Genomic DNA, 12,834 nt, shown 5'->3' on the forward strand with positions numbered 1-12,834 from the left:
AAAGTGGAATATGCCTATTCGCGACTGGCGTTTAGCCATGAGCCGCTTTATTATTGAATTCGGTGACCGCTTAAGCAATCACCTTTAAATTTATGAAAAGCAATTACACAAAATTATTTACAGGCTCGTCACGACCATTGCGGTACATGTCATTGCGTGCATCTTGAAAGGTTTTGTTTCCAAACTGTTTTTCAATTTGTACTTTGGTGCTTGGAGCACATAAAACATCATTCCAGCCATGCTCATCTTTGACAATCGATGCCATGACCCGGCCGAGATCTGAATACAGCACATGGCCGGTGCTTAAAAATGCGGTATGCTGCCCTTTTAGACTGTCGGGCATGTTGTAGCGTTCCAGCTTATCTTCAGCATTAACACAGAACAGGGAAACGTTGGCATTGGCACCAAGTGCCTTGAATTGTAGAATTGCGCCTTTTTGAATGCGGCCCGACCAGTGATGCCCGCCTGGCAGGATTTCAGTCCATAAAGTCTGATTGTTATGATAGTCGCCCATTTGCTTGACCTCTCTAAGGTTTTTGTTCCAACCTCCCGGGCTTTTATCCCTCCGTGTAGCTCTGTTTTTATCAAAACTAAGCCGTGAACTCTCGGTCTCAGACACAGTATTTTTGCAAATAACTGCCCAAATAACTGCCGGAACCCTAGATCACTTTATGATGGATAGATAAATGCAAATGACGTGCCAGTTTAGTATTACGATTTTTTGTATTTGTAATACTGACATCAGTCTTTATATTCTAGAATTGTTGTTGACATAGAACTTGGCAATAAAAGCTGTTGTTCTATTAATGAGATAAAATTTGCATAACCTTAGCAAAGTTAAACATATTCAAGGTCCAAAAACGATGACGATGACTCGGGATTGCTGTCTTGACTTCGAGCAGATGATAAATAGATGCTCTACGATGAAGCATAGGTTAAATCATTTATTTCGAGATTCTCTATTAGATCTATTGAAAAAATCTCTTTTAATCATTTCCGTGCTGTAAATTGCAGCAATCAAATTCAGACCTAAACCCATACCTTTACATCAATTACGGTAAGGTGTAGCAAAAATTCTGAAAATGTTTAATTTAGCATTTACATACTCAAGTCGAATGCGATATTCGCCAATTTCTCAATTAATCTGCTTATGCAAGAAGGTTAATGGATTGTTTTACTGGCTTTGAATGGGCTTAGGCATCTTATCCCTAATTGGCCGAAAGCCTGCTCTACCCTTTATCAACAAGCATAAAGGCTTGATCTCTTTGCTTCCAGCGCTGTTATTTAAACCATTGAAAATTATGTGTTTCTTGTACGAGACTGATGGAAATCATCCGTATCGTTATTCTTTCAGTCTTGGAAAAATTATTTCCAAAACCGAAAGAAATATCCATTTCATTGCTACATTATTGAATAACTTCAATTTGATTCATATTAAAGGCTGGATAAATCGGTTTCTGTTGCATTTTTTACCATCACTTTGGAGTGGGGAATACTGAACTTGTCACGCTTCATAAAACATGTACAGAAAATCGCAAATATAGCCATGCCTATAATATAGCCAATAATCAAATGAGGACTCCCCCCACCCACACTCAAAAGCTTAGTTGCAATTAAGGGAGCTAAGCCTCCGCCAATGACTCCGGCAAACTGCACAGAAATTGAAATACCACTATATCGAATTTCGGTCGGGAATTGTCGAGCAAACAACTGGGATTGCGGTGCATACATGAGCGGGAAAACTACACCAATGGCCAATACGATTGCAGTCCAGACCAAGAGTGGGTCTTTTGTATCCAACATACTAAAAAATGGATAACAATAAAGTGTAAGGACCACCAGACCAAACATAAACATATTTCTTTGACCCACCTTATCTGAGAGATGTCCAAATAAAGGCGTCATAATCATAATCAAGCCACCTCCACAAATCGTGGCAAATAGAATGTCTTGACGGGGAATTCCCAGTTTTGTGGTGGTATAGGCGAGGGCGAAGGTAGAAGCAATATAGAACCATGCATTCTCAGCGGCACGAGCAAAAATAATGGTTAAAAGCTCTCGAGGATGATTTTTAAACACTTGCAAAGCCGGTACTTTAATCTCTTGCACCTGGTCTTTCATTTTTTCAAAATCGGGGGATTCTGGCACTTTGACCCGTATATACCAGCCAACGCCCAATAGAACAATACTGGCAAGGAATGGAATTCGCCACCCCCAACTAAATAGACTGGCTTCTGGCAGCATAGACACCAATCCCAGAGCAATTGATGCGAGCATCAGTCCACCACCCGCACTGGCCTGAGGTAAGCTACCCCAAAATCCCTTGCCTCCTTCAGGTGCATGTTCAACTGCCATTAAAACAGCACCACCCCATTCTCCTCCCATAGCCATACCCTGAATAAAGCGCAGGATAATCAGACACACGGTCGCCCAATAACCAATACTTTCATAGGTCGGCAATAAACCAATAAGCACGGTGGGAATACCCATCATAATCAGCGTAGTCAATAACATGGCTTTACGGCCAATTTTGTCTCCAAAATGACCAAATACAATGCCTCCCAGAGGCCGACCAATAAAGCCAACAGCGTAAGTCGCAAATGCAGCCATGACCCCCATCAATGGATCTAGATTAGGAAAGAAGAGTTTATTAAAAATTAATGCGGCCGCAGCACCGTAAATAAAAAAATCGTACCATTCAATGGTGGTACCCACCATACTGGATATACCCGCCAAACGGTGTGAAGGCTTTTTAGCTTGAGCATGTAATTCTTGTCCGGGTTTCATATCTATCCCTCTTATATTTTTAAGCTGTGTCATCCGTGACCCACTTTGTTATTTAAAATAAACTCCGATTATTTATAACAAAGCGAATCTATATGCTGCTTGGTCCAGACTGGCCAGCATTTTTCCAGCGTTTTTTCAAATTCTGCATTGTCTGTTTGCCACTGTGGATTTTTGTCTTTATCAATGATCAGTGCCCGTACTCCCTCGATAAAATCACCCTGCTCTAACCAGATATCCTGCAAATCCCGTTCTAACTGCATACATTTTTCCAGCGATAGGTTCTGGCCGGCCTGCTGTAATTTCAGGCTGATCTGTTTGGCCATCAGCGGACGCTGCTGCAAGATGGCCAGCATTTTATCCGCCCACTCCTGCTCCGTGGCATCGCTTGCATGGGCCAGACTGTGTTCAATCTCATCCAGGTTCTGATAGGCAAAATGCTTGTGAATAGACGCTATCCGTTTTTGTAATTCTCTTTCTTGCGGATGGGTGATAAATGTACTGATGATTTTGGGGATTTCCACCGGGTTTAAAATAGGCGCAGCGCTCAATGCCGCTTCTAACTCAGCAAAACGCTCACTCGGAACATGATAATCAACCAGATCCAGATACAGCGCATCACTGCTGCTGATCTGTTCACCGGTCAGTGCCATATATACACCGACTTCATCCAGTCTGGACAGAAAATGGGTGGCACCGACATCCGGGAAAAAGCCAATCGCGGTTTCGGGCATGGCAAAACGTGATTTTTCACTAGTGACCTTAATATGACACGCCTGCGCCAGTCCAAAGCCACCACCCAAGACATAGCCATCCATCATCGCGATCACAGGTTTGGGGAAATGACGCAGCGTGCTCAGCATGGCATATTCAGTAGCGAAAAAATCCTGATATCCGGTATTTCCGGCCTGATAGCTGTCATACAGATAGCGGATATCGCCTCCGGCACAGAACGCTTTCGGACTGTTGGAATTGATCAGCACGGCTTGTACCTGCGGATCATGACGCCACTGATCGAGTTGTGCCTGAATACCCTGAATCATCGGCAGGGTCAAGGCATTTAAATGGCTGCTACGGTCCAGGCTGATGATGCCCAGACCTCCTGCGACCCGAATGTCTAAGTTGTTATCATCACTCATTATTTTTGTTCCTATTATGATTTTTATTGATGGGTAAATTGGGCTGGGCGTTTTTCTACAAAGGCCTGCATGCCTTCTTTTTGGTCAGCACTGGCAAAAATGGAATGGAAAACCCGGCGTTCAAAACGCAGACCTTCGGCCAGACTGACTTCAAAGGCCCGGTTAATCGATTCTTTAATCATCATGACTGCCGGCAAGGATTTCTCGGCAATTTTTTCCGCCGCTTGCAGGGTGTGTTGCAGCAGTTCTTCCTTGGCAAATACCCGGGCCACCAGACCGCTTTGCTCAGCTTCCTGCGCTCCCATTTGCCGTGCAGTCAGGCACATTTCCATGGCTTTGGCCTTGCCAATGGCAAGTGTTAAACGCTGGGTGCCGCCAATGCCAGGCAACACACCTAAGGTGACTTCAGGCAGACCAAATTTTGCATTGTCGGCACAATAAATAAAGTCGCACATTAAAGCCAGCTCACAACCACCACCCAAGGCATAGCCACTGACCGCGGCAATCAATGGCTTACGACGCTGCGCAATCCGGTCGGCCAGACTGAAAAAATCGTCCAGATAAATTTGCGGAAAAGTTAAATCGGCCATTTCCTTAATATCGGCACCGGCAGCAAAGGCTTTTTCCGAACCGGTAATCACGATACAGCCGATGGCCGGGTCTTTTTCTAGCTGATCCAAGGCCTGATTGACTTCAACAATCAGCTGGTTATTCAGTGCATTTAAAGCTTGCGGGCGGTTTAGGGTAATCAGTCCTACGCCGTTACGTTGTTCGAGTAAAATCGTTTGCCATTGCATGATAAAAATCCTTTTTCATTCCTTATAAACTGCGTGCAATCACCAGACGCTGAATATCGCTGGTGCCTTCATAGATCTGACAAATCCGCGCATCGCGATAGATGCGTTCAATCGAAAAATCTTTCAGATAACCGTAACCGCCAAAAATCTGTAAGGCTTTGGAGCAGACACGTTCCGCCATTTCCGAAGCAAATAATTTGGCCATGGAGGCTTCAGTCAAACAACTTTCGCCGGCTTCCTTTTTACGGGCCGCAAAATGCACCAGTTGACGTGCCGCTTCAATTTCGGTGGCCATGCTGGCCAGCCTGAATGCAATTGCCTGCTGCTCAAAAATCGGTTTGCCAAAGGCCACGCGGTCATGTGCATATTTGCTGGCTTCTTCTAAAGCGGCACGCGCCAGTCCGACGGCTTGTGCGGCAATGCCAATCCGTCCACCTTCCAGATTGGCGAGGGCGATTTTCAGGCCTTCACCTTCTGCACCGAGTCTTAAACTTTCATGAATGCGCACATCGGTTAAGGCTATCTGACAGGTATCCGAAGCATGCAGGCCCAGTTTTTCTTCCACCCGGATCACTTCATAGCCTGGGGTGTCGCGTGGCACTAAAAAGGCACTCATGCCTTTTTTTCCCGCAGATGGATCGGTCACGGCAAAGACAATAATCATCCCGGCGTTGTTCCCGGAGGTAATAAACTGTTTGGCGCCATTGATGATGTAGTGCTCGCCGTCTTTGACCGCACGGGTTTTAATGGCAGCAGCATCCGAACCGGTATGTGGTTCGGTCAGGGCAAAGGCACCAATCATTTCGCCTTGGGCCAAAGGTTTTAAAAATTGCTGCTTTTGCTGCTCTGTCCCGAACTTGAGAATCGGTACACAACCGACCGAGTTGTGCACGCTCATAATCGCAGAGGTGGCACCATCGGCTGCGGCAATTTCTTCCAACGCCAACACATAAGCCAGTGTGCCTGTGCCGGAACCGCCCCATTCCTCGGGAATCAGCATCCCAAGAAAACCCAATTCTCCCATTTGAGCCAATGCATCTTTGGGAAAGATGCCTTTTTGATCCCACTCGCCGGCATGTGGTTTAATCTGTTCCTGGGCAAAGCTCTTGGCCATGTCCTGAATCAGTTGTTGTTCTTCCGTAAATTGCATTGATTCTTCCTTCAATCTCTTTAATTCGATCTTTTATTCAATCTGCTGAATTTGGCTGGTTTATGCATTCTTCGCTTGTTGCTTGTTAATTTCCTGATTACGCAATAAGAAACGTTGAATCTTGCCACTCGGGGTTTTCGGAAGTTCAGTGACAAACTCGATCAGGCGCGGATAGGCATGGGCAGACAGTCGCTTTTTCACAAACTGACCCAGTTCCTGTTGCAGCTCGGCAGTTGCAGGAGAATGGCTGGCCAGAATCACAAAAGCTTTAATGATTTCGGTCCGCTCTGGGTCAGGTACACCAATCACTGCCGCTTCGATCACCGCGTCATGCTCCAGCAAGGCACTCTCGACATCAAACGGACCGACGCGATAGCCTGAGGTGGTAATGACATCATCACTGCGCCCGACAAAACTCATACTGCCATCAGCATGAATTTCCGCAGTATCACCAGTTAAGTAGTAATCACCGACAAAAGGCGATTTACGGCTTTCTTCATAGCCCGAGAACCACATCATTGGGGACTGGCTGATATCCACCGCCAGAATACCCGGAACGTCAGCTGCCAATTCATGGCCCTGTTCATCCACGACGGCAATCCGGTAACCCGGGCTGGCAAAGCCTGCCGAACCTGAACGCACCGGATGTTCCAGCGCATGATGGTTACACACCACCATCCCGACTTCAGTCTGGCCATAATGATCATAAATCGGCACATCCAGCACTTCTTTAAACCAGCGGATCACTTCCGGATTTAACGGTTCCCCGGCACTACTCACGACGCGCAACTTGCCGCGCAGCTGGGCCATCTGGGCAGGGTCCGCTGCCATCATCATGCGGTAAGCGGTCGGTGCACCAGCCAGATTGGTGATGCCATATTCCTTGACAATATCGCAGACACTTTCAGCATTAAAACCGCCTTCATAAAACAGGGTCGAGTGTCCGAGCAGTAAAGGCCCGGTAATCGCATAGTACAAACCATAGGCCCAGCCCGGATCGGCAATATTCCAGAAGGTGTCATCCTTGGTGAGACCGATGGCATTGTGCATATAGCCGGCAAAAGCAATCAGCGCTTTTAGCGGAACCTTTAACGGTTTGGCTGGTCCAGTCGTGCCCGAGGTAAACATCAGTAAAAATGGCTCATCGATACCAAGCATTTCCAGTTCACAGTTTTCCGCTTGCCGGTTCAGCACCCTCCAGAAGCTGAGATCCTGCGGATAGGCTTCTGCCTGCAGTTCAGCCTGTACCGTCACAATCGGGGGGCAGTGGCTAATCTCGGATAATTTCTCCCGATTGGCCAGGTCTGTGACTACCAGCTTGCTTTGTGCCAGCTGAATACGATGCTCAATAGCTTTAGGGCCAAAGGCAGTAAATAAAGGCTGATAGACTGCGCCAATGCGCCAGGTCGCCAAAATGGTAATGATCAGCTCCGGGGTGCGCGGCAACAAGCCGGAAACGCGGTCACCTTTGCCAATCCCCTGTGACTTTAAGAAGTTGGCAAACTGGCTGGAATATTTCTTCAGTTCACGAAAGCTGTATTTTTCTTTGCGGCCATCTTTGCCATACCAGTACAAGGCAATCGCATCGGAATCGGCATGCCGGTCACAACATTCATAACAGGCGTTTACCGCCTGCATCGAACCGGACAAATACTGCTTTGCCACCGCATCTAAATCAAAATTTTCAACCGTTTTTTGATAATCTAACATGTTCAACCTCAGCCTGAATTTATCGTTATTACTGACAAGGTATTGTTGATGAAGCGAATCCTTGCTCCATTGAATCATTAAGTTTTTAAGCAGGTGTTGTAGTGTATTGATGCATGATGCTGGAAAAATCCAGATGGGCATGACCGTCCTGACACAGCTGTTGATAGAGTTTTTGTACCATGCTGCCCAGAACCACCGGCTGCTCGGCCTGTTGTGCCGCATCGACCGCCAGACCCAGATCTTTCAGCATCAGTTGTGCGGCAAAACCGTCGGTATAACCCCGTGATGATGGTGCATTGGCACAGATATCCGGCCAGGGATTATAGATTTCAGAACTCCAGCAACGTCCGGTGGAACTGTTGATTACCCCAGCCAGCGCCTGCGGATCAATGCCTAATTTGGCCCCAAGCGCCATTCCTTCTGCAACCGCAGTCATGGAAATGCCCAGAATCAGGTTATTACAGATTTTCGCCACCTGTCCTGTACCCACAGCACCACAATGCACCAGATTTTTGCCCATACAGCTGAGGACTGGTTTGGCGGCTTCAAAGGTGGCAGCATCTGCACCGACCATAAAGGTCAATGTACCGTCTTTGGCGCCCAAAGTCCCCCCGGATACCGGTGCATCACAGACGCGAACCTGTTTGGCCTGCGCTACTGCGGCAATCTCCTGAATGGTTTGCGGGTCAATGGTGCTGCTATCGATACACAGGCTGCCCGCCTGAAGCACCTCCAGAATACCGTGTTCGCCTAAATAAACTTCACGGACATGCTTGGCGGCGGGCAACATGCTGACCACGACCTCTGCCTGCTTGGCAGCAGCTTGCGGGCTGTCACAGATGATGCCACCGGCTTGCGCGAAATGCTGTAGTGCTGTTTCGCTTAAGTCATAACCAAAAACCTGATGTCCCGACTTGAGCAGGTTCTGTGCCATCGAGCCGCCCATATTGCCTAAACCGATAAATGCAATCTTCATGCTGATGCTCCTTAACGCAGACTGATGGTGGTATTCACACCAGTGGTTTCCTGGTTGTCTTCAAACCAGCGGCTGGTAATTGTTTTGGTCTGGGTATAAAACTGCACTGCCTGTTTGCCATAAGGACCTAAATCGCCAAGCTTGGAACCGCGTGATCCGGTAAAGCTGAAGAACGGCACAGGCACCGGAATTGGAATATTGATACCGACCTGACCGATATCAATCTGGTTCTGGAAGGTGCGTGCCGTATTGCCATTTTGGGTAAAGAGTCCCACGCCATTACCAAACGGATTGGCATTAATCAGTGCAATCGCCTGTTCCAAAGTATCGACATGCATGATCGCCAGTACCGGACCAAATACTTCTTCCTTGTAAATGCGCATCTCGGTCGTGACCTGGTTAAAAATCGTGGGACCGACAAAATTACCCTGTTCATAGCCAGGAACCTGCACATCACGACCATCCAGCAGCAGTTCGGCGCCCTGTTCAACCCCACTGTTAATTAAATCTATGACACGCGCTTTGGCACGGGTTGAAATCACTGGCCCAACATCGGTATTCGGTTCATGTCCGGCATTGACCTTTAAGGTTTTGGTTTTATTGACCAGTTCATCGACCCACTGCTTGGTCTCACCGACCATCACCGCTACCGAAAGTGCCATACAACGCTGTCCCGCTGCACCAAAAGCTGCACCGACCAAGGCATTTAATGTCTGTTCCTTGTTAGCATCCGGCATCACCACCACATGGTTTTTGGCACCCATCATTGATTGCACACGTTTACCGTGCTGGCCTGCCAGATTATAGACATGCGTACCGACTGCGGTTGAACCGACAAAAGAGATGGCTTTGATATCACGATGGGTACACAGCAGATCGACCACCTCTTTACCACCATGCACCACATTCAGCACACCAGCAGGGATACCGGCCTGAATCGCCAGCTCAACCAGCATCATGGTCGACAGGGGATCCTGTTCCGAAGGCTTTAATACAAAGGTATTACCGCAAACAATGGCCATCGGAAACATCCAAAGTGGGATCATTGCCGGGAAGTTAAACGGGGTAATGCCGGCACAGACACCCAGCGGCTGCTGCAAGGTATAGGTATCGACCCCACGTGCCACGCCTTCCACATACTCCCCCATTTGCAGAGTACCGATAGAACAGGCATGCTCCACTACTTCCAGGCCACGCTGGATATCCCCCTCGGCATCGGCCAGGGTTTTGCCCTGTTCAGCAGTCAAGACCTGGGCAATGCTTTTCAAGTTACTGCGGATCAGGTCCTGCAGTTTCAGCATGATGCGCATACGGGCCTGAATTGGGGTTTGGCGCCAGCTGGCCAAGGCATTTTGCGCCGCCGCAATCGCAGCATTGACTTCTTTAGGGGTTGAGAATGGTACCTGACCCAAGACTTCCTGAGTCGCAGGATTGACAATATCTTGCCAATGAGTACTTTTTGAATCGACAAATTCACCATTAATCAATAATTTGGCCGTGGTGAATCCGGTACTTTGCTGTGGATGATGAATAGCGTTCATGGTCGCTCCGTGCTGGTTTGTTATTGTCGTTGTCTTTGCCTTTACTGGCTTTTTTAACGTATTTTTTTACGCTGTTTCAGCAGACTAACAAAGAACACTTTGACCACCAATAGAAATTGATGCACGATGGTTGTGCAAATATGCACAGCAATTTAACAGGATGTTAAATAGAAGATGAAAGTAGATTGGGATCATTTACGCTTTTTTTTAGTTTTGGCACGTGCTAAAACGCTCACCAATGCAGCCCGCCTGATTGGGGTCGAACACAGTACTGTGGCACGCCGGATTCAGGCACTGGAAAGTACCCTCGGTACGCAACTGTTTAAACGCGAAGCCAGCGGTTATGAGCTGACCTCGGAAGGTCTGGCGCTGGTCCCGCGTGTGGAACAGATGGAACAGTCCTTCATCCAGATTGACACGCGGCATGACCCCTTGCAAGGTCGGGTGCGTATCGGTGCACCGGAAGGATTCGGCACGGCATTTCTGGCCGGTCTGTTGGCGGAGTTTTCCCAGCATTATCCGTTGCTGACCATTGACCTGATTCCGGTGCCGAAAACCATCAAGCTCTCGCATCGGGAAGCAGATATCGTCATTTCCATCGACCGGCCCAAATCTGGGCCCTATATCATTACCCGACTTTCCAATTACTGTCTAAAGCTGTATGGCAGTAAACATTATTTACAACACAATCCGCCCATTCAAAAACTGGAGGATCTGAAACAGCACCGCTTTGTCGATTATATTGATGATCTGGTCTATAGCGCTGCACTGTATTCGCTGGAACGTTTACCTTTGCAGGTCAGTGCCTGTTTTCGCAGTAACAGCATTCTGGCACAAGAGATTGCAGTCCGGGCAGGTGCCGGACTGGCCATTTTGCCGAGATTTCTGGTGCATGATAAAAGCGAACTGGAAGAAGTTTTGGGTGATCAGCTGAGTTTTACCCATACTTTCTGGATGCTGACCCTGGTCGATTTGCAACATGAGCCCAGAATTAAGTTAGTGTGGGATTTTTTGCGTAAACAGGCCGATGTTCAGCAAGGACTGCTAATGGGCAGATAAATCACAGCTTGAATCTATTGCAATAACAACATCTTGATACAGCAAATGAACGGATCACAACAATCTAGATGCCAGCGAATTGTTAAATTAACTTGCGATGATGCATATAAACGTTAAAGAAAGACAGGAAAATAATATGAACATTCTGTTGACATACTCCCACCACTTTCGTTTTACCTCAAGTGGGGGGATTCTAAAAGCAAAAGCTCTTAGAACCTATCCAGAATATTTTCTATGCAAAAGTAGCCTTAAAAAGGCTAAATTAATGAACTGAAGGCTCGTATTTAGGTGCTTTTCACAGTTTTTCCAGAGCCTTCTGCATTTTTCTAACCAAGCAAATGATCTTTCCACAACCCAGCGTTGTGGAATGACTGCAAATTTATGTAATTCACTTCGTTTAGCAACTTCAACTCGGGCTCTGATTAAATTCTTAACAGCCAAATAAAAGGGTTCGCCTGTATAACCACCATCAACAAGTACAACCTCTACATTTTGTAAGGTATCTCTATGTATAGTTATGGCATCTAATGCACCTTGGCGATCCGTTTTATCTGCTGTCGTAACCAATATTCCATGCGGGAGACCTTGAGTATCAACAATAATATGTCTTTTAATGCCTGAAACTTTTTTACCAGCGTCATAGCCTTTATCACGTGCTGTATCTGTGTTTTTTACACTTTGTGAATCAATGATGATAAAGCTCGTTTGTTCTTTCCGTCCATTGCTGATACGGGCCTCGCCAACCACATTTTTTTAAAGCTTGCTCAAGTATGCTAGGTTCAGTTTCTGATGGTTTTTTATTCCAAATCGAGAAGTAATAATGCACAGTGCTTTTAGCTGGGAAGTCTCGAGGAAGCATACTCCATTGGCATCCACTTTTTAAAATATAGAGTAAGGCGCAAAATATTTCATAGACATCAACGACTCTTGGACGTGTTTGTTTTCTTCCGCTCAATAGTAACGGTTCAATTTCTTTAAAGGCTTCTCGACTAATGTCGCTGGGATATGGTTTTCTCATTGAATAATTTTAACAAATTCTTTTTTTAAGTGCTAAAAAAGAATGAAATTAATACTGGATAGGCTCTAATAAAAATGTTTGCATCTGTATTTTGCTTATCTTATTTAATTAAGAATAATATAATCTATTTTTAAGTATTATGTAAAACAATTCCTTCCTAATTTAGATACCTAATCGGTTCGGACTGCCACTATCTAAGCTCATTCCACTGAATCATCACTTTCTAATGAACTAATTCTTTCCCCAAAAAGGATTGTAGCAACCTCTCTAGTGAACACACTTTACCAAGCTATCCGATAAGCCTTAATTAAGTTCCCACTTAAAAATAAATGGGGACTTAATTCATGACTACAAATACCCATGCATGGGACGTAAAAACTGGCTGTTTTCAGGATCACTACGCAATGGCTAATGAGCTGTGAACACATGACGCTTACAGTCAGCGAAACTGAATGGACTGTATCCGTATCGTATGCCTATATGAGTGATTTATTCAGTATTGATGATGAAAAAATGACTTTATTGCACCAAACATAGAGGTGGTCCCACATGTTTGAACAACTAAAAGCTTATTTATAAGTGATACTCTGCTCTAGTTAAGCTACCTTATTTTGTTGTGGTAGCTGGTCATAGTAAAACTCATCTGGAGTCATTTTGTCC

General features: G+C 46.2%; 9 protein-coding genes, 1 pseudogene and 1 riboswitch. Of the genes and pseudogenes, 1 reads left to right on the forward strand and 9 read right to left on the reverse strand.

Translation table 11 applies throughout. The features are described 5' to 3' along the window. Positions 1-127 precede the first annotated feature (127 nt). The 8 genes and pseudogenes from FTU91_RS13690 to FTU91_RS13725 all read right to left on the reverse strand — a co-directional run. Positions 128-514, reverse strand: a pseudogene (locus FTU91_RS13690) (DUF1989 domain-containing protein); the annotation flags it as partial. 30 nt (positions 515-544) lie between these two features. Continuing rightward, positions 545-674, reverse strand: a riboswitch (guanidine-I (ykkC/yxkD leader). A 760-nt stretch (positions 675-1,434) separates the two neighbouring features. Then, positions 1,435-2,787, reverse strand: coding sequence for an MFS transporter (locus tag FTU91_RS13695; RefSeq protein ID WP_180082502.1), 1,353 nt, complete (start codon positions 2,785-2,787; stop codon positions 1,435-1,437). A 68-nt stretch (positions 2,788-2,855) separates the two neighbouring features. Further along, positions 2,856-3,923, reverse strand: coding sequence for an enoyl-CoA hydratase/isomerase family protein (locus FTU91_RS13700; protein WP_180082504.1), 1,068 nt, complete (start codon positions 3,921-3,923; stop codon positions 2,856-2,858). A gap of 23 nt (positions 3,924-3,946) precedes the next feature. After that, the gene (locus FTU91_RS13705; RefSeq protein WP_166171722.1) at positions 3,947-4,720 is read right to left on the reverse strand and encodes an enoyl-CoA hydratase; all 774 of its coding nucleotides are present in this window, start codon (positions 4,718-4,720) and stop codon (positions 3,947-3,949) included. 22 nt (positions 4,721-4,742) lie between these two features. Continuing rightward, positions 4,743-5,870 (reverse strand): acyl-CoA dehydrogenase family protein, encoded by a 1,128-nt coding sequence (locus tag FTU91_RS13710; protein ID WP_180082506.1) that lies wholly within the window; start codon positions 5,868-5,870, stop codon positions 4,743-4,745. A gap of 60 nt (positions 5,871-5,930) precedes the next feature. Next, complete coding sequence (locus tag FTU91_RS13715) at positions 5,931-7,580, reverse strand: AMP-binding protein (protein ID WP_180043779.1); 1,650 nt, start codon at positions 7,578-7,580, stop codon at positions 5,931-5,933. Positions 7,581-7,665: 85 nt separating this feature from the next. Next, a complete protein-coding gene (gene mmsB, locus FTU91_RS13720) occupies positions 7,666-8,556 on the reverse strand; it encodes a 3-hydroxyisobutyrate dehydrogenase (RefSeq protein ID WP_180043781.1) in 891 nt (296 codons plus the stop codon). Between the two features lie 11 nt (positions 8,557-8,567). Continuing rightward, complete coding sequence (locus FTU91_RS13725) at positions 8,568-10,097, reverse strand: CoA-acylating methylmalonate-semialdehyde dehydrogenase (protein ID WP_086194874.1); 1,530 nt, start codon at positions 10,095-10,097, stop codon at positions 8,568-8,570. A gap of 174 nt (positions 10,098-10,271) precedes the next feature. Between FTU91_RS13725 and FTU91_RS13730 the strand changes: the two genes are divergently transcribed. Then, positions 10,272-11,156 (forward strand): LysR family transcriptional regulator, encoded by an 885-nt coding sequence (locus tag FTU91_RS13730; protein WP_086194875.1) that lies wholly within the window; start codon positions 10,272-10,274, stop codon positions 11,154-11,156. Between the two features lie 216 nt (positions 11,157-11,372). On the opposite strand, the gene FTU91_RS13735 is transcribed toward FTU91_RS13730, so the two are convergent. Beyond that, positions 11,373-12,174, reverse strand: a protein-coding gene (locus FTU91_RS13735) for an IS5-like element ISAba37 family transposase (protein ID WP_180082508.1) whose coding sequence is annotated in 2 segments (ribosomal slippage) — positions 11,373-11,909 and positions 11,911-12,174 — 801 coding nt in all. Because the reading frame shifts where the segments join, the coding sequence is not laid out codon by codon here. Between the last annotated feature and the right edge of the window lie 660 nt (positions 12,175-12,834).

Origin of the sequence: Acinetobacter sp. YH12201, assembly GCF_013418145.1 — a bacterium.
In the GTDB taxonomy this organism is placed as follows: domain Bacteria; phylum Pseudomonadota; class Gammaproteobacteria; order Pseudomonadales; family Moraxellaceae; genus Acinetobacter.